We start from the raw sequence: 21,765 nt of genomic DNA on the forward strand, positions 1-21,765 counted from the left end.
CGAGGGCCTCATCGCAAACAAGCCCGCTCCCTCATTCGACCGTGCTCCCAAAGGATAAACGCGGCCGAATGTGGGAGCGGGCTTGCTCGCGATGAGGCAACCAGCCTCGCTCAATAACTTACAGGCTCAACGAACGGTTCGACGCCTTGATGAACTCTTTCTTCAAGTCCTCAAAAGTATGCACCGCCGGGAATTGCGGGAACTCGCGAATCACATTTTCCGGTGCATGGAACAGAATCCCACGATCCGCCTCACCCAACATGGTGGTGTCGTTGTAGGAATCGCCTGCAGCGATTACCCGGTAGTACAGGGTCTTGAAGGCCAGCACCGACTGACGCTTAGGATCTTTCTGGCGCAGTTGATAGCTCACCACCCGGTCATTTTCATCGGTGATCAAGCGGTGGCAAAGCAGGGTCGGGAAGCCCAGTTGACGCATCAACGGCTGGGAAAATTCATAGAAGGTGTCCGACAGGATCACCACCTGGAAGCGCTCGCGCAGCCAGTCGACGAACTCGATCGCACCTTCCAGCGGTTTGAGGGTGGCAATCACTTCCTGAATGTCCGACAGCTTCAAGCCGTGCTCGTCGAGAATGCGCAGGCGTTGCTTCATCAGGACGTCGTAGTCGGGAATGTCCCGGGTGGTGGCCCGCAAGGATTCAATACCGGTTTTTTCAGCGAAGGCGATCCAGATTTCCGGAACCAGCACCCCTTCCAAGTCGAGACAGGCAATTTCCACAAGACACTCCCATTTGGATTTTTTTTCAGTTGAGCGAGCAAAAGGACTGCCGAACTCTAGCGATTCGCGCTGGCCACCGCAACGCAGAGCGGATTTTGTTAACATCCCACTCCTATAGAGCGCTCAGCGCCACTGACCTGTAGGAACCGTCCTGATGAACCAAGCCTTCGACGTCGCTGAACTCGCCGCGACCTATGCCAACAAGTCCGCCCAGGACATCCTCAAGCTGGCGTTCAGCCAGTTCGGCGATGACCTGTGGATTTCCTTCAGCGGTGCCGAGGATGTGGTGCTGGTGGATATGGCCTGGAAGCTGAACAAAAACGTCAAGGTCTTCAGCCTCGACACCGGCCGCCTGCACCCGGAGACCTACCGGTTTATCGAGCAGGTGCGGGACTTCTACAAGATCGATATCGAATTGATCTCGCCGGACCAGAGCAAGCTGGAACCCTTCGTCAAGGAAAAGGGCCTGTTCAGCTTCTACAAGGACGGCCATGGCGAATGCTGCGGCGTGCGCAAGATCGAACCGCTGCGCCGCAAACTCTCCGGCGTACGTGCCTGGGCCACCGGCCAGCGCCGCGACCAGAGCCCCGGCACCCGTAGCCAGGTGGCGGCCCTGGAAGTCGATAGCGCCTTCTCCACCCCCGAGCGCACCCTCTACAAGTTCAACCCGCTGGCGCAAATGACCAGTGAAGAGATCTGGGGTTATATCCGCATGCTCGAGTTGCCGTACAACAGCCTGCATGAGCGCGGTTTTATCAGCATCGGCTGCGAACCCTGCACCCGTCCGGTATTGCCGAACCAGCACGAGCGTGAAGGCCGCTGGTGGTGGGAAGAAGCAACCCAGAAGGAATGTGGGCTGCACGCGGGAAATATCATCAGCAAGGCCTGAAAAGCCTCGCCTGCGAAAAATCTCGCAACAAGCGCGTGTGGGAGCTGGCTGGCTTGCAATGGCATCACCTCGGTGTAATTGAATACCGGGCGCCATTGCAGGCCAGCCAGCTCCCACATTTGTTTCCAGCGACCATTAAACCTGTACACACAAACGTAACCAACAGTGCCATTTTTGTGTGCACTTTAATCATTACGCACCGAAACGTTACACCCCATTTCTGCTAACTTCCTACATTCTTGATTCCCATATCCCCGCCAAAAAATAAATTCCTGTTCAATCGGTCAATTTATATTTCTTCAAATTCAGCCGGTTACTCAATCGACCTATAAAAACGAAATTAGTGACAGTTTTGTTAGATATAAACCTGGCACACAAGTGGCTTATGGAGTTGGAGTTTTTGTATACAACTTAAACAACAACCCACATACACTTCGTGTCCGCACGCTAGCCGCGCCTAACCCTCGCGCTCGCTGCAGATGCCAGGAGCCTGCCGGCATGCCTACAAGTCTCTCAAATAACCTTGCACTGGATCTGCCCTCCTCCACAGCCAACCCCACGGCGGCAAACTCCGGCCCGCTGGTGCTGAGCCCACGCCTGCACAACAAGGACCTGGCGCCCACCAAAGTCGAAGGTCGACGCTGGGGTGGCTACAGCATCTTCGCCCTGTGGACCAACGATGTGCACAACATCGCCAACTACTCCTTTGCCATCGGCTTGTACGCCCTGGGCCTCGGTGCCTGGCAGATTCTGTTGTCGCTAGGGATCGGCGCGGCGTTGGTGTATTTCTTTATGAACCTGTCCGGCTACATGGGCCAGAAAACCGGTGTGCCGTTTCCGGTGATCAGCCGGATAAGTTTCGGTATACATGGCGCGCAAATTCCTGCGTTGATCCGCGCCGTGATTGCCATCGCCTGGTTCGGGATTCAAACCTACCTCGCATCCGTCGTCTTTCGCGTACTGCTGGTGGCGATTAATCCAGGATTTGCCGACTACGACCACAACACGATCCTCGGCCTGTCCACCTTGGGCTGGGCATGTTTTGTGATGATCTGGTTTGTGCAACTGGTGATTCTGGCCTACGGCATGGAAATGGTCCGACGCTACGAAGGCTTTGCCGGCCCCGTTATCCTACTGACCGTCGCGGCGCTGGCCGGCTGGATGTACTTCCAGGCCGACGGCCAAATCGCCTGGTCGATCCGCGAGCCCCTGAGCGGTGGCGAGATGTGGCGCAATATCTTTGCCGGCGGCGCCTTGTGGCTGGCGATCTACGGCACCCTGATCCTCAATTTCTGCGACTTCGCCCGCTCATCGCCTTGCCGCAAGACCATCAAGGTCGGCAACTTCTGGGGCCTGCCGGTGAACATCCTGGTGTTCGCAATCATCACCGTGCTGCTGTGCGGCGGGCAGTTCCAACTCAATGGCCAGGTAATCGAAAGCCCCACGCAGATCATCGCGGCCATTCCCAATACCTTGTTCCTGGTGCTGGGTTGCCTGGCATTCCTGATCGTCACCGTGGCGGTGAACATCATGGCCAACTTCGTTGCCCCGGCCTTTGTGCTGAGCAACCTGGCCCCCAAGTACCTGAACTTCCGGCGCGCCGGGCTGATCAGCGCGTTCCTCGCGGTGCTCATCCTGCCGTGGAACCTCTACAACAGCCCGCTGGTGATTGTGTATTTCCTCTCCGGCCTGGGCGCGCTGCTGGGCCCACTGTATGGCGTGATCATGGTGGATTACTGGCTGATCCGTAAGGGCCGGATCGACGTGCCGCAGTTGTATAGCGAAGACCCCAACGGCGCTTACTACTACAGCCACGGGGTGAACCTGCGGGCAGTGGCGGCGTTTGTCCCGGCTGCGGTGATTGCCATTGTCCTGGCGCTGTTGCCGGGGTTTGCCAGCGTCTCGCCGTTCTCCTGGCTGTTTGGCGCTGGCATTGCCGGGGTGCTGTATCTGCTGATCGCCAAGCGTCAGCCGTTTTATGCCGATATCAGCGGCGAGAGCATCGCTGTCGACAACGTCAGTCATTGATCAGGAGGTCATCCCATGCGCATTCTCGTCGTCAACGTCAACACCACCGAATCCATTACCCAAGCCATTGCCCAACAGGCTCGCAGCGTGGCGGCAGCGGGCACCGAAATTGTCGGGCTGACGCCGTTTTTTGGTGCCGAATCAGTGGAAGGCAATTTCGAAAGTTATCTGGCGGCCATTGCGGTGATGGACCGAGTAATGGCCTACGATCAGCCCTTCGATGCGGTGATCCAGGCAGGTTATGGCGAACATGGCCGCGAAGGCCTGCAGGAGTTGCTGGACGTGCCAGTGGTGGATATCACCGATGCTGCCGCCAGCACCGCGATGTTCCTCGGCCATGCTTACTCAGTGGTCACCACCCTCGATCGCACGGTGCCGCTGATCGAAGACCGGCTCAAGCTCTCCGGGCTGTATGAACGCTGTGCCTCCGTACGGGCCAGCGGCATGGCGGTACTGGAGTTGGAGGAGCACCCGCTGCGGGCCATGGAAGCGATTGTGCGCCAAGCCGAACTGGCCATCAGCGCAGACAAGGCTGAAGTGATCTGCCTGGGTTGCGGCGGCATGGCCGGGCTGGATGAACAGATCCGCCAACGCACCGGCGTGCCGGTGGTGGATGGCGTGACTGCAGCGGTAACCCTGGCCGAATCCTTGGTGAGGCTGGGGTTGTCGACGTCGAAGGTGCGCACCTATGGGACACCCCGGCCAAAGAACATCATCGGTTGGCCGGGCAGGTTCGCACGCTGAATCGCCGATCTCGATCAGTTCAAGACGTCATTGAGCACTTCATAAATGATCCCGGTGGCAATCGTCACCAGGATCAGGTCGGTGCCAGCCTGTTGCCATTCGTAGCCGTCGTAATGGGGCAGCCGCCCCAACAGGCGCCCATCAAGTTTCTTGGCGATTCCCGGTGGCAGGGGTTTGCCACGGGCCAGGTTTTTCTGGATGCCCGGCGGCAGGGACGAACCACCGCGCCAGTAGTCGCGGTTGTCACCAAGGATTACCCGCACACCCCCGATATCAATTTGCGGGCCGCTGTAATGGGCGCCTGCACCCTTCTTGCCACCACCCTGGCCCTGATTACCCTGGCCACCACCCTTATTGCCATGGGCACTGCCTTTGTCCTTGCCGTTGCCGTTGCCGTTGCCGTTGCCGTTGCCGGGATCGGCCAGCAGCGCCGGGGAGCCTGCAATCAACGCCAGGCTGGTAAATACGAGTAAAGCGCGTGATATGGACATGATCGGTCTCGACAGTCGCAAGCCCCATTGGCCCGTATCAGCTTAGAACACTGGCGGGCAGCAAGTTCAGCAGTGAGTGCTATACCGCGCTGAACCGCTGCGCCAGGCGTTGCTCGGCAAACTGCTCGAGGATGAAGTCGACAAATACCCGGGTCTTGCCCGGCAGCAACTTGTGTTCGGCGTAGTACAGGGAGATGTTGCCGTCATCGACGTACCAGTCCGGCAGCACCCGCACCACCGCGCCACTGTCGAGGAACGGCACGGCCATCGGCATGCTGACCAGGGCAATACCCAAACCTTGAGTGCAGGCGCAGCACGCGGCTTCGGAGTCGCCCATGGTCATGCGTGGCTTGAGCATCAACGGCCGCTGTTCGCGGGCGCGGTTGGTCAGTTGCCAGGTGCGCACGCGGCCGGTTTGCGGCGAGCGGATCAGGATCCCATTGCACAGCCCCAAATCTTCGGGGACGCGCACGGGCAGGCGCTTGGCCAGGTAATCGGGCGAGGCCACCAGAATCCGGTGGGCCGGGGTCAACTTGCGGGCGACCACCCCCTGGGGCAGCTCGAACCCGCCGCCAATGGCCGCGTCAAAGCCCTGGCCGATCAGGTCGACCTGGCGATTATCAAAATGCCAATCCGGACTGATATCGGGAAAACGCCGCAGAAACTCCGCCAGCAACGGCACCACATAACGGTTGCCGAACACCGTGCCCATACTCACCTTGAGCGTGCCCACCGGCCGGCCTTCGGCGCTGGCCAGGTTGGCCACGGCATTCTGGATGGTGGTGAGGCTGGCGCTGACCTGCTCCAGAAACAGCTTGCCGGCTTCGGTCAATGTGAGGCGCCGGGTGCTGCGCTGGAACAGCCGCACCCCCAGGCGCGCTTCAAGCTTGGCCACGCTTTTGCCGACGGCGGCCGGCGTCAGGCTCAGGTGCCGGGCCGCTTCGGCAAAGCTGCCGCCTTCGGCACTGCGCACGAAGCATTCGATACTGCCGAAGCTTTCCATATCGCACCACTCTAAACTTTTGGTTTACACAGACTATAGCAATCACGGTCTACCGAGGGATGCCCGCGAGGGCAATACTCGGTGCCAACAACAAGGCACCTGCGCCTTGCATCATTGGGAGATCGACATGACCACGCAAAACCTCAGCGGCAAAGTTGCCTTGATCCAGGGCGGTTCCCGCGGCATCGGCGCCGCCATCGTCAAGCGCCTGGCCGCGCAAGGTGCAGCCGTTGCCTTTACTTACGTCAGCTCTGCGGCCAAGGCCGAGGCCCTGCAGAACAGCGTGATCAGCGACGGCGGCAAGGCCCTGGCGATTCACGCCGACAGCGCCGATGCCGTGGCCATTCGCAATGCGGTCAATGCCACTGTCGACGCGTTCGGGCGCCTGGATATCCTGGTGAACAACGCCGGGGTGCTGGCGGTCGGCCCGCTGGAGGATTTCAAACTGGAAGACTTTGACCAGACCCTGGCCATTAACGTGCGCAGCGTGTTTATTGCCACCCAGGAAGCTGCCCGGCACATGGGCGAAGGGGGTCGCATCATCAATATCGGCAGCACCAACGCCGAGCGCATGCCTTTCGCCGGTGGCGGCCCCTATGCCATGAGCAAAGCCGCGCTGGTGGGTTTGACCAAAGGCCTGGCGCGCGACCTGGGGCCACGGGGGATTACCATCAACAACGTACAACCGGGCCCGGTGGACACCGATATGAACCCGGCCGACAGTGAATTTGCCGAGAGCCTGATTGGCTTTATGGCGGTGGGTCGTTATGGGCACGTCGAGGAAGTGGCCAGCTTTGTCGCCTATCTGGTAGGGCCGGAAGCCGGTTACATCACCGGCGCCAGCCTGACCATTGATGGCGGTTTCAGCGCCTGAACACCCTATAAGAGCCGGCTTGCCGGCTCTTGCAACGCTCAGCGCATTGGCGGCAGGCCATACGCAGCCAGATCGAACTCCGCGAGCTTGCGGATGATCTGGTCAGCGTGAGCGTACTTGCTGTCGGCCATGGCTTCGTCGGGCACCGCGATGGCAGTCATGTTCGCGGCCTTGGCAGCGGTCACGCCAAACGGTGAGTCTTCAAACACCAGGCAATCCTCGGGCGCAACGCCCAGGCGGCGGGCAGCGGTAAGGAAGATGTCCGGCGCAGGCTTGGCTGCGCCAACTTCAGGGTCGTCGGCGGTGACAATCGTACCGAACAAGCCAAACCATTCGCGGTGCAACGTGGTCTTGTGCCCAAACGAATTGCGCGACGAACTGGTGCCCACGGCTATCGGGATGTTGTGCGCACTTAAATGCCGCACCAACGCCTCGGCGCCCGGCATGCCCAGCGCCTTGGGGAAACGCTCGCTCATCAAGGGCTCACGGATACGCAGGAACTCCTCAGGCGTGATCGGCAAGTCCAGCGCCTTGACCACATACTCGGCCAGGTCCTGGGCGCCACGGCCAATGATGTGCTGCTTGATGCCCCAGTCGTAGGTACGGCCGTAGCGCTCGGCGATGATCTGCGTGACTTCGGTGTAGATACCCTCGGTATCCAGCAACAACCCGTCCATATCGAAAATCACGGCCTTGATCGGGCCAACAGCAGTACGCGGTGCGTTCATCACAACAGATCCGTGGCAGATGACTAAAAGGATTCAGCACAATAACGGGGCCTCGGGCCTACAAGCAACCGCAACCGCCCGCCTCTGGTTTCAAGCGGCTCTATCCAGCACACTTGGCAGCCTCACCTGACGCGACCCCTTCTATGCTCTTGCGACTCGCTGCCGACTCCCTGGTGTTGTTTCACCTTGGCTTCATCCTGTTCGTATTGTTCGGCGGCCTGCTTGCCCTCAAGTGGCGACCGGTCATGTGGCTGCACCTGCCCGCCGCGGCCTGGGGCGTTGCCGTAGAAGTCTTCCACCTGCCCTGCCCCCTGACCCGCTGGGAAAACCTGCTGCGCCACCTCGCCGGGCAAGAGGGTTATGGCGCAGGATTTATCGAGCACTACATCATTGCCCTGATCTACCCCGCGGGGCTGACGCCACAGATCCAACTGGGCCTGGGCGCCCTGGTCTTGCTGATTAACATTGCGGTGTACGCACGCCTGATCAGGCGAGGGCCACGGGCGGGGAACTGAACGTGTTGGCCTAGCCTTTTGGCTGCGCCAGAAACTCAACAATCAGTGACGTGACCTGCTGCTGAATCACCTCACGGGGCCGGGCGCCTGCGCCATCACGGCAGATCATGCCATCGCCCGGCGAACTCTCTTCAATCAACGCCTCCCCGCCCGGCTTGCACACGGCCATAAAGCTGAAGTGAGTGGCGTCGCTGATTTCGACATAGCGCGTCGCTGCCGCTGGCAGGCGCTTGGCCAAGTCAGCGGATTCCAACTCGGCGGGAAGCTCCGTTGAGGGCACGCCCGCAGCAATCACCAACGTCGGCACCGGCAACGCCGCCAGGCTTTGATCGGTAAAGCCACGGGACAGGCCCAGGTCCAGTGAAACAATGGCAGTGACCCGCTTGTCACTCAAATCCGCTGCCAACGGCGCCTGCACTGGGTTCATCTGCTGGTAGACCGCGCAAGGGGCCAACTGCAGGTGAACCTTGCAGTCCTGGGCAAAACGCTCGGGGTCGAAACGGGCACCGGCGACTTCCAGCGCCGTCCAACCGCCCAGCGAATGACCCACCACCGCAATTCGATCGGGCTGTACCTTGCCAAATTGCTTTGGCTGCGCCAGCACCGCGTCGATAGCGCGACGAATATCCACCGGCCGCTGCCATAACTGCGCGGCGGCTTGAGCACTGCGGTCCTTACTGGTAGTGCCAGGATGATTGACCGCCACCACGATAAACCCCCGCTGGGCCATCGCACTGGCCAACCACACCTGGTTGCCCCAACTGCCGCCGAAACCATGGGAAAGCACCACCAACGGGTACTCCCCCACCGCCGCAGGCGCATCACGCACAGCCAGGGCACTGAAAAACACCGGGTTGTCGTCAATCACCTTTGGCGTGGCAGTGGTGGAGCTGGGGTACCAGACCACCATCTCCAGCGGGCGTTCTTTGTTTGGGTCTGCCAGGGTCGAGGTTTGGAAGCCGACAGGGTTGTTAGTGGCAAGGGCCGTGGTGGTGGCGCAGGTGAAGAGCAGAGCGACTAGGGCTGCTTTCAATGGGATCTTCCTTGAGGGGAGCGAGTACACGCAGGGGCTCTGCGTGTTTCCACATTATTCCCATATTGCTGTTTTCCATGCAGCAGAAATCATAGCCCCCCGTTTTTCTCTAGGAAAACTGGAGGGTTGTGGCTTCAGAATGTGGCGGTGAAGAAGATATTCGAAACTACCCGTTCGTCGTCTTCGCCCACAACTGCACATCCACGGTAAAGCGGGGCCGGAAGTCGTCGCAGATCCCGGCCCCGGCAGGCGCGTCAGCGACACCAATATCTTTGGCGAGGGGACTGATATACCAGTCCTACGGGGCCTGGTTTCCATGCCCACACAAAAAGGCCCCCAGACCTGGCTGAGGTATGGGGGCCTTTTTTACATAAGCGGCGTTATTGGTAGCGAGGCGCTAACTCTTTTAGTCAGCCTCAAGACGGCTGCGAAGCTGGCTCAAAACCTGATGAGTCGTCTGAATTTCAGCCACGTCCATCCCCTTAGCAAGCTCGTTAATCCATGGAGTTTGAAGACTCATTGCGCGATTGAACGCCTCTTTTCCAGCGTCTGTAAGCACAACAAGCTGTGCCCTGAGATGGTGAGGATTCGGCTGAAACTCCAACAAGCCATCCTTCACGAGATCATTGACGATTCGCTGTACGTTTTGACGATTGGCCCCCATATCTCGGGCGATCCATGACACGGGTTGCGGACGATCAGCATTGATGATCGTTCCAAGAAGCTGCCAACGAGCACTTGTGAGACCTATATCAGCAACGAGTCGATCACCTGCGGTGATCATTCGCGCACTTGCTCGAAAGATCTCAAGGACCAAATCGGTCATGGCGCGTCCAGCGGGAGTGTAATTGGGCTTATTCATGGTGAAAACTCTTCCACATTGACACCATGATGTCAATTGAGCTAGCTTTTAAGCTCATAGCACCAAACTGTCATCATGTTTACATGTTGGAGATCGTCATGCTTTCTATTCGCCCGCTTGATCCAGTTGTACCTATCAGTAAACAGCTCCGGTGCACCGAGTCCCCCGTGGTACTGGTCAACCTCTTTACTGTCGATGAAAACGACATATCTGACCTCCTCCGTGCATGGGAGCTAGATGCAAATTGGATGAAGCAGCGCGCCGGCTTCATTTCGACTCAGCTCCATCAGGCCATCGGTGGAAGCAATATGTTCATGAATTACGCCATATGGGAATCGGTCGAGCGGTTCCGGGAAGCCTTCAGTCATCCGGACTTCACCAACGCTCTAAGGCGATACCCCTCAAGTGCATCGGGCATGCCACATCTATTCACCAAAATAGCGGTGCCGAACATTTGCACGGCTTGAAATAACGCCTAAAAACTCAGGTATTTGATCAATGCTCAAAAGACTCCACGTGACAGCCAGCCTATTGGCTTTGCTGTGCATTGCCACATTCTTTTTATCAACCCTTCTTTCCGAAACAATGGGAACCAAAAGTTCAGTAGCTCAGATCAAGCATTTAATAGTGAGCCCTGGGCTATGGGTACTTATCCCCGCGATGATTCTGGCTGGGGCAAGTGGAACGTTTCTCAGCCGAGTACGGCGGGGGCGCATAGTGGATGCGAAGAAGAAGCGAATGCCGTTCATTGCCGCTAACGGCTTATTAGTACTTGTGCCATGCGCGCTTGCACTCAATATATGGGCATCAGCGGGAACCTTTGACGCGCGTTTTTACACGGTGCAGGTAATAGAGCTGATTGCTGGTGCAGCCAATCTAATGTTGATGGGATTAAACGCGCGTGATGGCTTGCGACTAAGCAGTGGACTAGGAAGGTCTGCCCCCCCACATAAGACATAGATTCGTTGACCGCAGATCACCAGGAGCTGAGCCGAAACGGCAGTCCAATGATCACTCAAGCAGGAGCAGCAAGCCTAACATTTTCGCACCAAATAGAGCGCCAGGCCCACGGCGGTCCCATGGAGCCATTTTTGGGATGCCAAAAACCACAAACCCCCGACTTTCTCTAGGAAAACCGGGGGTTTGTGTTTACTTAATGTGGCGGTGAAGGAGAGATTCGAACTCTCGATACAGTTTCCTGTATACACACTTTCCAGGCGTGCTCCTTAAGCCACTCGGACACTTCACCGTATCTCGTCAAACTGATTCAGTCTGTCGAGGCGCGCTAATGTAGTCGAAAGCTTTTCCGATGGCAAAGGTTTTTTTCAGAATTTTCATGCGCTTAGACGGTTATCTCGGCTCCCTTCTCTGCGGCGCGGGGTGAAGGGTGGCGATTGTGCCATTTTCAAGGCTTGTCGGCAGGCGTGCGCAGGGGCTGGCGAGCGCTGTCGTAGGCTGCTGCAGGCCCGGTGGTTGGGGAAAGTCTGACTGGCCAGTCAGTCATGGCGCTTTACCGGGGCGGTCATGCTGGGTAACGTCTGCGGCCTGCCCTTCTATTAAACGTATTACAAGGAATCGCGTCATGAGTGAGTTGATTGCCTACCACCTCGAAGACGGTATCGCGACCCTGACCTTGAGCAACGGTAAGGTCAATGCCATTTCCCCTGCCGTGGTCAGTGCGTTTAATGAAGCGCTGGACCAGGCCGAGAAGGATCGTGCGGTGGTGATTATCACCGGTACGCCGGGGATTCTGTCGGGTGGTTATGATTTGAAAGTGATGACGGCTGGCCCTAAAGAGGCGGTCAGCCTGGTGACGTCGGGTTCGACCCTGGCGCGCCGGCTGTTGTCGCACCCGTTCCCGGTGATTGTGGCGTGCCCTGGGCATGCAGTGGCCAAGGGGGCGTTCCTGTTGTTGTCGGCCGATTACCGGATTGGTGTCGAGGGGCCCTTTAGCATTGGCCTGAATGAAGTGATGATCGGCATGACCATGCACCATGCCGGGATTGAGCTGGCGCGGGATCGCTTGCGCAAGTCGGCGTTTCATCGTTCGGTGATCAATGCCGAGATGTTCACCCCGCAGGACGCCCTGAGCGCCGGTTTCCTCGATAAGGTGGTGGCACCCGAAGAGCTGCAAGCCGCGGCCCTGGAAGCGGCGCGGCAGTTGAAGAAGATCAATATGAATGCCCACAAGCACACCAAGCTGAAGGTGCGGAAGGCCCTGCTGGAGTTGCTGGATAACGCGATCATCCAGGACCAGGAACATTTGGGCTAATCACCCACACCGGCCTCAATCAAAGCCCGTGGCGAGCGGGCTTGCCCGCGTAGGGCTGCAGAGCAGCCCCTTTAAAGCCACCGCAATTATCCAGTCAGATCCTACAGGTAGTTTTGGGGCTGCTTCGCAGCCCTACGCGGGCAAGCCCGCTCGCCACAGGGATTCTTCTTACGGCCTAGTGTTAATCGCCTTGCAGCCGCTCTAGATGGCATCTGTCTCCATCTGCTGAAACATGTCCTTAAACATCGCCCATCTCCTACCTCTACTGGGGTAATTGCCGAATACAGTGCACGTCCGTACACTGCGCCACCTTTTGTCCCGATGGGCCGTGTCGATGCTTTATTGTTTACGCATGTTATTGATGGGCCTGCATTTTCTGATCGCCGGTGTGCTCGGAGTATTGCTGGGTGTGTGCCGGCCGTTCAACCCGGATAACAGTCGCCTGTGCGCACGCCTGTATGCCCTGCCCGCCATGTGGATCCTACGCCTGCAGGTCAAGGCACAAGTGGATTCGCTGCGCGACAAGCCGAACAGTTGCGTGATTATTGCCAATCACCAGTCCAACTATGATTTGTTCGTATTCGGCAACGTAGTGCCCTATCGCACCGTATGCATCGGTAAGAAGAGCCTGAAGTGGGTGCCACTTTTCGGCCAGCTGTTCTGGCTGGCGGGCAATGTGCTGATTGACCGGGGCAATGCGCAGAAGGCGCGGCGCTCGATGTTGACCACCACCCATACCCTGCAACACGAAGAAACTTCGATCTGGGTGTTTCCGGAAGGCACGCGCAACCTGGGCGAATCGTTGTTGCCGTTCAAGAAGGGCGCGTTCCAGATGGCGATTGCCGCCGGGGTGCCGATTGTGCCGGTGTGCGTCAGTACCTATGTGACCCATATGAAACTCAATCGCTGGAACAGTGGCGATATTTTGATCCGGTCATTAGCGCCAATTCCTACAGCAGGATTGACGATGGATGACATGCCCGAGTTGATGGAGAAATGCCGGGGGCAGATGGTCGAGTGTATTGAAGCCATGGATCAAGCACTGCAACAACCCTGAAGGCCAGCCGGCTCCTACAAGGTGGCGTTTCAGGCTAAGCTGGCCGGTTACTGCCACTTGTAAAGAAGCGATCAGCATTATGGGTAGAGTTGTTGCGGCGGCCGTCTATAGCGCCGGGAAAAAAATCCAGAATATCACCCTCGATGAAGGCGCCGCCTGGGCAGCCAAGCCCGGTCACTTTGTGTGGATCGGCCTGGAAGAGCCCGACGCCCAGGAGCTGGCCAACCTGCAACGCCAGTTCAACCTGCATGAACTGGCCATCGAAGACGCCCTGGAAAAACACAGCCGCCCCAAGCTGGAAACCTTTGGCGACGCACTGTTTATCGTGACCTACTCGCCGGTGCGCCATGAGGGCAAGCTGGAGTTTATCGAGACCCATATCTTCGCCGGCAAAGGCTATATCATCACCGCGCGCAACGGCCACTCGGCGTCCTACGGCTATGTGCGCCAGCGCTGTGAGGCGCGGCCGCTGTTGCTGGAGCACGGGGAGGATTTCGTACTCTATGCGCTGCTGGATTTTGTCACCGAAAACTACCAGCCGGTGAGCGAGGCGATTCATGCCGAGATCGACGCGCTGGAGCACAACGTGTTGTGCAACTCCCTGAATGAGCGCGATATCCAGAACCTGCATGGCCTGCGCCGCGACGTACTGCGGCTGCGCCGGCATGTGGCGCCGATGGTGGAAATCAGCGAGGAACTGCAGAAGCTGGACTTCCCGTTTATCGACAAGAACATGCGCCCGTACTTCCGCGATGTGGAGATCCACGTCACGCGGCAGATGGAAGACCTTTCGACCCTGCGCGACATCGCCAGCCAGACCATCGAGATCGGCGTGCTGCTGGAAGCCTCGCGCCAGAGCGTGGTGCAGCGCAAGTTTGCAGCCTGGGCGGCGATCCTCGCCTTCCCCACGGCGGTGGCCGGGATCTACGGGATGAACTTCCAGAATATGCCGGAGCTGCAATGGCACTACGGCTATTTTGCGGTGCTGGGGTTTATCGCGACGGGGTGCACGGGGTTGTGGGCCAGCTTCAAGCGCTCGGGGTGGCTGTAGCCTGCCCACCCCGACCGCTCACAGTCAGGCAACCTGCGGCTTGTGGGCCACAAAACGCATCATCCATTCCGCCACGGTCACGCCGTGGTGGTCGCGTGCAAGGCTGGCGACACCTTGCTGATAGATCTGCTCGCCCAGGTTGAGCTGGCGGATATCGAGCAAGGCCCGGGAGTAGTCGTGGATAAATTCCGGGTGGCCCTGGAAGCACAGCACCTGGTCATTGATGTGGTAGGCAGCAAACGGGCAAAAGTCGCTGGAAGCGATCACCGTGGCGTTTTCCGGCAATGCCGTGACCTGATCCTGATGGCTGATCAACAGGGTCAATTCTTCCACCACCGGGCTCATCCACGGTGCCTTGGCGGCCAATTGATAGTTGTGGGTGCCCACGCCCCAGCCCTGGCTCGCACGCTCGCTCTTGCCGCCCAGCAGCAGCGCCAGCAGTTGATGGCCGAAACAGATGCCAAGCAGCTTGTCGCCCCGCTCATAGCGGTTCAACAGGTAGGCCTTGAGGGTTTCGATCCACGGGTCGGTAGCGAAGGAGTCGGCCTTGCTGCCCGTGACCAGGTAGGCGTCGAACACTTCGCTGTCCGCCGGATAGTGACCTTCCATGACGTTGTAGACGACGAATTCGGCGGCAATCGGCTGCTGCGAAAACAGGCGCTGGAACATCTGCCCGTAACCTTGATATTGATCGACCAGTTCCGGACGCAGGATATCGGTTTCCAGAATGCAGACGCGTAGCGACATAAAAAATACCTGACACGGTGATGGGAATAACGCACACCCACCAGCCTGCCTTGAAATACCCTTTCAAGGCAAGCCCCACCCATGCCCGGTCGGGAGGTTAGAACGTCGTGCCCTGGGCGGCTTTTTCCAGCAACAGCGCTGGCGGGCTGAAGCGCTCGCCATACTGCTCGGCCAGGTAACGCGCCCGGGCCACAAAGTCGTTCAGCCCATACTGGTTGATAAACTGCAGCGCCCCGCCGGTCCAGGCCGCAAAGCCGATGCCGAAGATCGAGCCGATATTGGCATCGGCAGTGGACATCAACACGCCCTCCTCCACACACCGTACCGTTTCGATGGCCTGGATAAACAGCAGGCGGTCGCGCACGTCCTGGGCGCAAATCTGTTGGCCCGGCTTTTCAAAACGCACCTTGAGTTCTGGCCACAGGTATTTCTGGCCACCATTGGGGTACTCGTAGAAACCACCGCCCGCCGCCTTGCCTGGGCGCTTGTACTCATTGAGCAGCAGGTCAATCACTGCAAACGCCGGATGCTCGGGCAGTGCCTTGCCTTCGGCATGCAGATCCTTGGCTGTCTGCTGGCGGATATGGCTCATCAGGCTGAGGGAAACTTCGTCAGAGATCGCCAGCGGGCCAATCGGCATCCCGGCCTTGCGCGCCTCGGTCTCGATCATCGGCGCGGCCACGCCTTCGCCGAGCAGGGTAATGCCTTCATTGGTGAAGGTGCCGAACACCCGCGAGGTGAAGAAGCCGCGACTGTCATTCACCACAATCGGGGTCTTCTTGATTTGCAGTACGAAATCAAAACCACGAGCCAGGGTTTCGTCGCTGGTGTTGGCGCCCTTGATGATTTCCACCAGGGGCATTTTTTCCACCGGGCTGAAGAAGTGCAGGCCGATAAACTTGCCTTGATCAGGCACCGCGCTCGCCAGGCCGCTGATGGGCAAGGTGGACGTGTTGGAAGCGATCACGGCGTCAGCGCCTACCACCTGCTGGGCGGCGGCCGAGACCTTGGCCTTGAGGTCGCGGTCTTCGAATACGGCTTCGATGATCAGGTCGCAACCGGCCAGGTCGGCATCGCTATCGGTAGGATGGATCCGCGCCAGGGTGCTTTCGCGCTGCTCAGGGGTCAGTTGCCCACGGCTGACCTTCTTGTCCAGCAACGCTGCCGAGTGGGCCTTGCCCTTCTCTGCCGCCGCCAGCGTGACGTCCTTGAGCACCACCTCCACGCCCGCCGATGCGCTGGTATAGGCAATCCCCGCACCCATCATGCCGGCGCCGAGGATGCCGACCTTGCGTGTGACATACGGCGCAAATCCCCCAGGGCGTGAGCCACCGGCATTGATTTCGTTAAGCTGGAACCAGAAGGTGCCGATCATGTTCTTCGCCACCTGGCCGGTGGTGAGTTCGGTGAAATAGCGGGTCTCGATCAGGTGTGCGGTGTCGAAGTCCACTTGGGCGCCTTCCACCGCGGCACAGAGGATTTTCTCCGGCGCGGGGAAGCAGCCATTGGTTTTGCTGCGCAGGATCGACGGCGCAATGGCGAGCATTTGTGCGACTTTGGGGTTGGACGGTGTGCCACCGGGGATCTGATGACCCTTGATATCCCAAGGCTGCCTGGCCGTTGGATTGGCCAGGATCCAGGCCCGGGACTTGGCCAGCAGTTCGTCGCGATCTGCCGCCAATTCGTCGATCAACCCGGCCTGCAGAGCCTTTTGCGCGCTGATCTTCTTGCCTTCCAGCAGGTACGGCAAAGCCTTCTCCAGGCCCAGCATGCGCACCATGCGCACCACCCCGCCGCCGCCCGGCAGCAGGCCGAGGGTGACTTCCGGCAAGCCGACCTGCACGGCCGGGTGATCCAGCGCCACACGGTGCTGGCACGCCAGGCATAACTCCCAGCCACCGCCGAGGGCCGCGCCGTTGATCGCGGCCACCACCGGTTTACCCAGGGTTTCCAGGCTGCGCAGTTGCGCCTTCAGGCCCAGGACCATGTCGTAGAACGCCTTGGCGTGGGGCGTGTCGACTTTGATCAGTTCATTGAGGTCGCCGCCGGCAAAGAAGGTTTTTTTCGCCGAGGTAATAATGACCCCGGCAATCGCGTCCTTGTCCGCGTCCAGGCGCGCGACGGTGGCGGCCATGGCCTCGCGGTAGGCTGCGTTCATGGTGTTGGCACTCTGGCCGGGCATGTCGAGGGTCAGCACCACGATCTGGTCCTGGCCTTTTTCGTAACGAATGGCGTCGGTCATGACAAATTCCTTAGGCTCAGAGGCGTTCGATAATGGTGGCGATACCCATGCCGCCGCCCACACAGAGTGTGGCCAGGCCGTAGCGCTGCTGGCGCGCCTCCAGTTCGTCGAGCAAGGTGCCGAGGATCGCGCACCCCGTGGCCCCCAGCGGGTGGCCCATGGCAATCGAGCCGCCATTGACGTTGACCCGGGCAGCGTCGATGCCCATGTCCTTGATGAACTTGAGCACCACCGAGGCAAAGGCTTCGTTGACCTCAAACAGGTCGATGTCCTCGACCCGCAGGCCGGCCTTGGCCAGGGCCTTGCGAGTGGCGGGCGCGGGGCCGGTAAGCATGATGGTCGGGTCGGTGCTGGTCACCGCCGTGGCAACGATGCGCGCACGCGCATGCAGCCCCAGTTCACGACCACGGGCCTCGGAGCCGATCAGCATCAAGGCCGCGCCATCGACAATCCCGGAGCTGTTACCCGGTGTATGCACATGCTGGATGCGCTCGACATGGCTGTAGACCCGCAACGCCGTGGCATCAAAGCCCATCTGCCCCATCATTTCGAAGCTCGGCTTGAGCTTGCCCAGGCCCTCGAGCGTTGAGTCGCCACGGATAAATTCGTCGTGATCGAGCAACACGATCCCGTTCTGGTCCTGCACCGGGATCAGGGATTTCTTGAAGGAACCCTCTGACCTGGCCCGCGCTGCTTTCTGCTGGGAGTGTAAGGCGAAGGCATCGACATCTTCGCGGGAGAAGCCTTCCAGGGTGGCAATCAGGTCGGCGCCAATCCCCTGGGGCGTGAAGTGGCTGTGCATATTGGTCTGCGGGTCCAGCACCCAGGCACCGCCGTCACTGCCCATGGGCACGCGGGACATGGACTCGACACCGCCCACCACCACCAGGTCCTCGAAGCCGGACCGTACTTTCATCGCACCGAGGTTGACCGCTTCCAGGCCCGACGCACAAAAGCGGTTGACCTGCACACCGGCGACGCTGACGTCCCAGTCGGCCACCAGCGCGGCGGTCTTGGCGATGTCCGCACCCTGATCCCCGACCGGCGTGACGCAACCGAGCACAATGTCATCCACCTGGCGCGTGTCCAGGTCGTTGCGCTGTTGCAGGGCGGTGAGCAAGCCGGCCAGCAGGTTCACCGGCTTGACGCTGTGCAAGGCGCCATCAGCCTTGCCTTTGCCCCGGGGCGTACGTATCGCATCAAAGATCAAAGCTTGGGTCATGACGTCCTCGAACCACTGTGCAATGGAGCTCTCAAGGGGAGAGCCGACCGTGCCCTTACCTTAAGCGCCGCGAGGGCAGATTCAATGACCGATGCGCTCATTGACCTTGACGACCACGCTCAGACGAACGGTAGGAGACTATCGGAAACACCGGGTTAATCGTTTTAGCTGTCTAGCCAAGGGGCTGGGGCGGAGATGGCTATATGCCTCATGCTTTTTTAAACGGCTTTCAATATAACTTGATACGAAAGCGTTCTAAGTCAAGCCCGACAAGGGCTCTAAGGTTGAATCAGTAAGAAGTGTATGACGCTGCTGCCGGGTCTTGCTGGAGCAGCTGTAAGAAAAATGCCATCTAGCCGGCTTAATGTAGTCAATGATGGTGCTTGGCTCAGGAATAACAACAAAAGGCAGTCAGCCATGTTCAAACAATCGAAAGTTCGCCAGGCGGGGCTTATTCTCTTCGCCACCACACTGATTCTGATTTTGCCCAACCTGACCAAGATCATTGGTTGAGCGGGCCGATCACACCTGAATACTCAAGCTTTTGGCAGCACCGTCCGGGAAACCGCCTAGAGCGTTCCCGTAACCGGGGCTGCCTTTTTTGCCTGCGGTTTGGTGGTGGTTGTCCGGTATCCTGAGACCCTATCGCCATTGCCGGATGGGCCCTGCCTTGAAACACCTTATCGTTCTGTTGCTGCTGATCCTGGCCTACCCCGCCAACGCCGCCTCGTTGACCATCGAGCTGGATCACAGCCGCACCACGTGGCAAACCGCAGACCTGCTCAAGCACCCGGCTGCGCAGACCGTGCAGATCGTCGATGACGTTTCCTACAAGCGCACTATGACCTATCGCGCGGTGCCGCTGGCCGCACTCTTACCGGGCCTGCTGGCGCATAACCATGTGCAGGCGGTGGCGCTGGATGGTTTTGCCGCCGAACTGGCCGCCGCACCGCTGCTTCAGCAAAGCGGCGCCCAGGCGTGGCTGGCGGTGGAAGATCCGGTTCATCCTTGGCCGCCACTGGCCACTGGCAAACCCAGTGCCGGGCCGTTCTATCTGGTATGGACCCGGCCCCAGGCGAGCGGGATCAACCCGGAACAATGGCCATTTCAGATCTCGACGATCAAACAGCTGAGAACCGTTGCCGAACGCTTCCCGGCGCTGCTGCCGGACCCGGCGCTGGCGGTGAATGACCCGATCAACCAGGGGTTTGCCCTGTTTCAGAAAAACTGCCTGGCCTGTCATCGTCTGAACGGCGCGGGTGACGCGCAGGTAGGGCCGGATCTGAATCTGCCCTACAGCCCGACCGAGTATTTCGGCGGCGACTTCCTCAAGCGTTATATCCGTGATCCCCAGAGCCTGAGGCATTGGCCGCAAGCCAAAATGCCAGCGTTTGCCGCCAGCGTGTTGCCGGATGCCGACCTGGAGTTGCTGGTAGGGTATTTGAAGCATATGGCCACGCGCAAAACCGACGCGCACTGATAGAGCCGGCTAGCCGGCTTCAGCAGGATGCGGCGGGGATTATTGCTGCTGCACCAGAATCACCGGGCTCGGTGCCACAAATACCCTGGCATGCATCTGCTCGTGCCCGCCGCCACGGCGCATGCCGCGCACCGGGCATGCATCGAGGTAATCCAGGCCCACTGCCAGTTTCAAATGCCGCTCCGGGCGCGCCAACTGGTTGGTCACATCGAAGCTATACCAAGCGTCATCCAGCCAGGCTTCGGCCCAGGCGTGGCTGGCCAGGTGTTCACTGTCCTCGCTGTACAAATACCCCGACACATAACGCGTGGCGATCCCCAGGCTGCGCGCGCAGGCCAGGAAGGCATGGGCATGATCCTGACAAACCCCGGCCCGCCCGGCGAACGCCTCGGCCGCGCTGGTCTCCACTTGGGTGGCGCCCGGCACATAGGCTATGTGCTGGTTGAGGGCGTGCATCAGGTCAATCAGGGCAGTGCGATCCCGGCGCTTGCCGCAGTGCTGCTCGGCAAAGGCGCGCAGGGCCTCGTCCGGCTCGGTCAGGCGCGTGCAACGCTGGAAAGGAAATGGCGACTGGCTGTCATGCTCGGCCTCGCGCCACTCGTCGATATCCACCTGGCCCCTGGCGCCGATGATGATTGATTCATGGGGCTCATCCAGGGTCAGCACATGCAGGATATTGCCGAACGGGTCCAACTGGGCCCGTACCGGACGCGGCAGATCCAGCTGCCAACTGAGCACATGCTGGCGCTCGCTGTCGTGAGGGGTCAGGCGCAGGTACTGGATGCTTGCGCGCACCTGGTCTTCATAGCGGTAGGTGGTTTCGTGGCTGATGGAAAGTCTCATGCCGCCTCCAGGTAGGAATGGTGAATGGCGTTACCCAACTGGCGCACCAGGGGGATGAAGTCGGTCAGCCAGGCGTGCAGGCCTTCCTCGAGGATTTCGTCAATCGCGGTAAAGCGCAGGCGCGCGTCCATCTCGGCGGCCAGGCGCTGCGCCGGGCGGCCGTTGAGGCCGGGCAGGCTGGCGAGGATCTGGTCGATTTCTTCGCTGCACGCGCGCAAAGAGCGCGGCACATCGGCACGCAGCAGCAACAGTTCGGCCACCTGACGAGCGCCAGGGGCATCACGGTAGATTTCGGTGTAGGCCTCGAACGACGACAAGGCCCGCAATAGCGCACTCCATTGGTAGTAGGCGTGGGCGGTGCCATCAATCACCACTTCGGCCTGGTCACCGGCCATCTCGTAGCGGGCATCCAACAGGCGCAAAGTGTTGTCCGCCCGTTCGATAAAGGTGCCCAGGCGAATAAAGCGAAAAGCGTCGTTGCGCATGATGGTGCCGTAGGTGGCGCCGCGAAACAGGTGGGAGCGTTCCTTGACCCATTCGCAGAAACGGCTCATGCCATAACGGCTCAGGCCTTCCTGGGCGATGACGCGAATATCCAGCCAGGTGGCGTTGATGTTTTCCCACATGTCGGCGGTGATTCGCCCACGCACGGCATGGGCACTGGCGCGGGCGGCACCCAGGCAACTGTAGATGCTCGCCGGATTGGCGGCGTCCAGGGCAAAGAAGTGCAACAAACGCTCGGCATGCAATTCGCCGTGACGCGCGTGATAGTCGTCCAGGGTGCCGGTGATCAGCAGGGGCATGGCCAGTTCGTGCAGGCCATCGCCGCGTCCATCCTGGGGCATCAGCGACAGCGAATAGCTGACATCCAGCATGCGCGCGAGGTTTTCCGCGCGCTCCAGATAGCGCGACATCCAATATAAATCCGAGGCAGTTCTGCTCAACATG

22 protein-coding genes and 1 tRNA gene are annotated in these 21,765 nt (G+C 59.6%); 11 read left to right on the plus strand and 12 right to left on the minus strand.

What is annotated here, in order from left to right; genetic code table 11:
- Positions 1 to 118: 118 nt before the first annotated feature.
- Positions 119 to 736, minus strand: coding sequence for a bifunctional phosphoserine phosphatase/homoserine phosphotransferase ThrH (gene thrH / locus PSH73_RS18535; protein ID WP_057439541.1), 618 nt, complete (start codon positions 734 to 736; stop codon positions 119 to 121).
- A gap of 154 nt (positions 737 to 890) precedes the next feature.
- Between thrH and PSH73_RS18540 the strand changes: the two genes are divergently transcribed.
- The 3 genes from PSH73_RS18540 (at position 891) to PSH73_RS18550 (ending at position 4,397) form a co-directional block, all read left to right on the plus strand.
- Positions 891 to 1,625, plus strand: coding sequence for a phosphoadenylyl-sulfate reductase (locus PSH73_RS18540; RefSeq protein ID WP_057960355.1), 735 nt, complete (start codon positions 891 to 893; stop codon positions 1,623 to 1,625).
- A gap of 498 nt (positions 1,626 to 2,123) precedes the next feature.
- On the plus strand, positions 2,124 to 3,653 hold the full coding sequence (locus PSH73_RS18545; protein ID WP_115128728.1) for an NCS1 family nucleobase:cation symporter-1: 1,530 nt from the start codon (positions 2,124 to 2,126) through the stop codon (positions 3,651 to 3,653).
- A gap of 15 nt (positions 3,654 to 3,668) precedes the next feature.
- Positions 3,669 to 4,397, plus strand: a complete 729-nt coding sequence (locus PSH73_RS18550) for an aspartate/glutamate racemase family protein (RefSeq protein ID WP_057439543.1) — start codon at positions 3,669 to 3,671, stop codon at positions 4,395 to 4,397.
- A gap of 14 nt (positions 4,398 to 4,411) precedes the next feature.
- Here PSH73_RS18550 and PSH73_RS18555 read toward each other — a convergent pair whose 3' ends face one another.
- On the minus strand, positions 4,412 to 4,891 hold the full coding sequence (locus PSH73_RS18555; RefSeq protein ID WP_370694605.1) for an anti-virulence regulator CigR family protein: 480 nt from the start codon (positions 4,889 to 4,891) through the stop codon (positions 4,412 to 4,414).
- A 76-nt stretch (positions 4,892 to 4,967) separates the two neighbouring features.
- Positions 4,968 to 5,891 carry a LysR family transcriptional regulator gene (locus PSH73_RS18560; RefSeq protein ID WP_057960359.1) on the minus strand — a complete coding sequence of 308 codons (924 nt, stop codon included), beginning with the start codon at positions 5,889 to 5,891 and terminating at the stop codon, positions 4,968 to 4,970.
- Positions 5,892 to 6,018: 127 nt separating this feature from the next.
- Between PSH73_RS18560 and PSH73_RS18565 the strand changes: the two genes are divergently transcribed.
- Positions 6,019 to 6,765 (plus strand): 3-oxoacyl-ACP reductase family protein, encoded by a 747-nt coding sequence (locus PSH73_RS18565; RefSeq protein WP_057444986.1) that lies wholly within the window; start codon positions 6,019 to 6,021, stop codon positions 6,763 to 6,765.
- Positions 6,766 to 6,803: 38 nt separating this feature from the next.
- On the opposite strand, the gene PSH73_RS18570 is transcribed toward PSH73_RS18565, so the two are convergent.
- On the minus strand, positions 6,804 to 7,493 hold the full coding sequence (locus PSH73_RS18570) for an HAD-IA family hydrolase (protein WP_057439545.1): 690 nt from the start codon (positions 7,491 to 7,493) through the stop codon (positions 6,804 to 6,806).
- A gap of 143 nt (positions 7,494 to 7,636) precedes the next feature.
- Here PSH73_RS18570 and PSH73_RS18575 point away from each other — a divergent pair, with 143 nt between their 5' ends.
- Positions 7,637 to 8,008 (plus strand): DUF2784 domain-containing protein, encoded by a 372-nt coding sequence (locus PSH73_RS18575; RefSeq protein WP_057439546.1) that lies wholly within the window; start codon positions 7,637 to 7,639, stop codon positions 8,006 to 8,008.
- Positions 8,009 to 8,018: 10 nt separating this feature from the next.
- Here PSH73_RS18575 and PSH73_RS18580 read toward each other — a convergent pair whose 3' ends face one another.
- Positions 8,019 to 9,041 carry an alpha/beta fold hydrolase gene (locus PSH73_RS18580; RefSeq protein WP_305461168.1) on the minus strand — a complete coding sequence of 341 codons (1,023 nt, stop codon included), beginning with the start codon at positions 9,039 to 9,041 and terminating at the stop codon, positions 8,019 to 8,021.
- 406 nt (positions 9,042 to 9,447) lie between these two features.
- On the minus strand, positions 9,448 to 9,903 hold the full coding sequence (locus PSH73_RS18585; protein ID WP_169989628.1) for a MarR family winged helix-turn-helix transcriptional regulator: 456 nt from the start codon (positions 9,901 to 9,903) through the stop codon (positions 9,448 to 9,450).
- Positions 9,904 to 10,001: 98 nt separating this feature from the next.
- On the opposite strand from PSH73_RS18585, the gene PSH73_RS18590 reads away from it, so the two are divergent.
- Entirely contained in the window at positions 10,002 to 10,370 is a 369-nt protein-coding gene (locus tag PSH73_RS18590) for an antibiotic biosynthesis monooxygenase (RefSeq protein ID WP_169989627.1), read from the plus strand.
- Positions 10,371 to 11,062: 692 nt separating this feature from the next.
- Here the strand turns inward: PSH73_RS18590 and PSH73_RS18595 are convergent.
- Positions 11,063 to 11,152 (minus strand) — tRNA-Ser (locus PSH73_RS18595).
- 333 nt (positions 11,153 to 11,485) lie between these two features.
- On the opposite strand from PSH73_RS18595, the gene PSH73_RS18600 reads away from it, so the two are divergent.
- The 3 genes from PSH73_RS18600 to PSH73_RS18610 all read left to right on the plus strand — a co-directional run bounded on the left by PSH73_RS18600 (position 11,486) and on the right by PSH73_RS18610 (position 14,283).
- Positions 11,486 to 12,175 (plus strand): crotonase/enoyl-CoA hydratase family protein, encoded by a 690-nt coding sequence (locus PSH73_RS18600; protein ID WP_057960362.1) that lies wholly within the window; start codon positions 11,486 to 11,488, stop codon positions 12,173 to 12,175.
- A 334-nt stretch (positions 12,176 to 12,509) separates the two neighbouring features.
- Positions 12,510 to 13,232, plus strand: coding sequence for a 1-acylglycerol-3-phosphate O-acyltransferase (locus PSH73_RS18605; RefSeq protein WP_057439577.1), 723 nt, complete (start codon positions 12,510 to 12,512; stop codon positions 13,230 to 13,232).
- A gap of 79 nt (positions 13,233 to 13,311) precedes the next feature.
- Complete coding sequence (locus PSH73_RS18610) at positions 13,312 to 14,283, plus strand: magnesium and cobalt transport protein CorA (RefSeq protein WP_115128735.1); 972 nt, start codon at positions 13,312 to 13,314, stop codon at positions 14,281 to 14,283.
- A gap of 24 nt (positions 14,284 to 14,307) precedes the next feature.
- Here PSH73_RS18610 and PSH73_RS18615 read toward each other — a convergent pair whose 3' ends face one another.
- The 3 genes from PSH73_RS18615 to PSH73_RS18625 all read right to left on the minus strand — a co-directional run bounded on the left by PSH73_RS18615 (position 14,308) and on the right by PSH73_RS18625 (position 18,494).
- Positions 14,308 to 15,030: an amidotransferase gene (locus PSH73_RS18615; protein WP_057439578.1), complete on the minus strand. Its 723-nt coding sequence runs from the start codon at positions 15,028 to 15,030 to the stop codon at positions 14,308 to 14,310.
- A 97-nt stretch (positions 15,031 to 15,127) separates the two neighbouring features.
- A complete protein-coding gene (locus PSH73_RS18620) occupies positions 15,128 to 17,272 on the minus strand; it encodes a 3-hydroxyacyl-CoA dehydrogenase NAD-binding domain-containing protein (protein WP_305461172.1) in 2,145 nt (714 codons plus the stop codon).
- Between the two features lie 16 nt (positions 17,273 to 17,288).
- Positions 17,289 to 18,494 carry an acetyl-CoA C-acetyltransferase gene (locus PSH73_RS18625; protein ID WP_057960371.1) on the minus strand — a complete coding sequence of 402 codons (1,206 nt, stop codon included), beginning with the start codon at positions 18,492 to 18,494 and terminating at the stop codon, positions 17,289 to 17,291.
- Between the two features lie 303 nt (positions 18,495 to 18,797).
- Here PSH73_RS18625 and PSH73_RS18630 point away from each other — a divergent pair, with 303 nt between their 5' ends.
- Together PSH73_RS18630 and PSH73_RS18635 are read left to right on the plus strand one after the other, a co-directional pair.
- Positions 18,798 to 19,007: a hypothetical protein gene (locus tag PSH73_RS18630; protein ID WP_128592835.1), complete on the plus strand. Its 210-nt coding sequence runs from the start codon at positions 18,798 to 18,800 to the stop codon at positions 19,005 to 19,007.
- A 145-nt stretch (positions 19,008 to 19,152) separates the two neighbouring features.
- Positions 19,153 to 19,974 (plus strand): cytochrome c, encoded by an 822-nt coding sequence (locus tag PSH73_RS18635; protein WP_370694589.1) that lies wholly within the window; start codon positions 19,153 to 19,155, stop codon positions 19,972 to 19,974.
- A 39-nt stretch (positions 19,975 to 20,013) separates the two neighbouring features.
- On the opposite strand, the gene PSH73_RS18640 is transcribed toward PSH73_RS18635, so the two are convergent.
- Positions 20,014 to 20,817 carry a transglutaminase family protein gene (locus PSH73_RS18640; RefSeq protein ID WP_057960372.1) on the minus strand — a complete coding sequence of 268 codons (804 nt, stop codon included), beginning with the start codon at positions 20,815 to 20,817 and terminating at the stop codon, positions 20,014 to 20,016.
- A complete protein-coding gene (locus PSH73_RS18645; protein ID WP_057439581.1) occupies positions 20,814 to 21,764 on the minus strand; it encodes an alpha-E domain-containing protein in 951 nt (316 codons plus the stop codon). The genes PSH73_RS18640 and PSH73_RS18645 overlap by 4 nt, the downstream gene beginning before the upstream one ends.
- Position 21,765: the final 1 nt, after the last annotated feature.

This window comes from Pseudomonas sp. FP2294 (genome assembly GCF_030687625.1).
In the GTDB taxonomy this organism is placed as follows: domain Bacteria; phylum Pseudomonadota; class Gammaproteobacteria; order Pseudomonadales; family Pseudomonadaceae; genus Aquipseudomonas; species Aquipseudomonas shahriarae.

Coding starts and splice junctions, on each gene's coding strand:
- PSH73_RS18540 (WP_057960355.1), top strand. CDS start 891: ATGAACCAAGCCTTCGACGTCGCTGAACTCGCCGCGACCTATGCCAAC.
- PSH73_RS18545 (WP_115128728.1), top strand. CDS start 2,124: ATGCCTACAAGTCTCTCAAATAACCTTGCACTGGATCTGCCCTCCTCC.
- PSH73_RS18550 (WP_057439543.1), top strand. CDS start 3,669: ATGCGCATTCTCGTCGTCAACGTCAACACCACCGAATCCATTACCCAA.
- PSH73_RS18560 (WP_057960359.1), bottom strand. CDS start 5,891: ATGGAAAGCTTCGGCAGTATCGAATGCTTCGTGCGCAGTGCCGAAGGC.
- PSH73_RS18565 (WP_057444986.1), top strand. CDS start 6,019: ATGACCACGCAAAACCTCAGCGGCAAAGTTGCCTTGATCCAGGGCGGT.
- PSH73_RS18570 (WP_057439545.1), bottom strand. CDS start 7,493: ATGAACGCACCGCGTACTGCTGTTGGCCCGATCAAGGCCGTGATTTTC.
- PSH73_RS18575 (WP_057439546.1), top strand. CDS start 7,637: ATGCTCTTGCGACTCGCTGCCGACTCCCTGGTGTTGTTTCACCTTGGC.
- PSH73_RS18585 (WP_169989628.1), bottom strand. CDS start 9,903: ATGAATAAGCCCAATTACACTCCCGCTGGACGCGCCATGACCGATTTG.
- PSH73_RS18590 (WP_169989627.1), top strand. CDS start 10,002: ATGCTTTCTATTCGCCCGCTTGATCCAGTTGTACCTATCAGTAAACAG.
- PSH73_RS18600 (WP_057960362.1), top strand. CDS start 11,486: ATGAGTGAGTTGATTGCCTACCACCTCGAAGACGGTATCGCGACCCTG.
- PSH73_RS18605 (WP_057439577.1), top strand. CDS start 12,510: ATGCTTTATTGTTTACGCATGTTATTGATGGGCCTGCATTTTCTGATC.
- PSH73_RS18610 (WP_115128735.1), top strand. CDS start 13,312: ATGGGTAGAGTTGTTGCGGCGGCCGTCTATAGCGCCGGGAAAAAAATC.
- PSH73_RS18615 (WP_057439578.1), bottom strand. CDS start 15,030: ATGTCGCTACGCGTCTGCATTCTGGAAACCGATATCCTGCGTCCGGAA.
- PSH73_RS18620 (WP_305461172.1), bottom strand. CDS start 17,272: ATGACCGACGCCATTCGTTACGAAAAAGGCCAGGACCAGATCGTGGTG.
- PSH73_RS18625 (WP_057960371.1), bottom strand. CDS start 18,494: ATGACCCAAGCTTTGATCTTTGATGCGATACGTACGCCCCGGGGCAAA.
- PSH73_RS18630 (WP_128592835.1), top strand. CDS start 18,798: ATGACGCTGCTGCCGGGTCTTGCTGGAGCAGCTGTAAGAAAAATGCCA.
- PSH73_RS18635 (WP_370694589.1), top strand. CDS start 19,153: ATGGGCCCTGCCTTGAAACACCTTATCGTTCTGTTGCTGCTGATCCTG.
- PSH73_RS18640 (WP_057960372.1), bottom strand. CDS start 20,817: ATGAGACTTTCCATCAGCCACGAAACCACCTACCGCTATGAAGACCAG.
- PSH73_RS18645 (WP_057439581.1), bottom strand. CDS start 21,764: ATGTTGAGCAGAACTGCCTCGGATTTATATTGGATGTCGCGCTATCTG.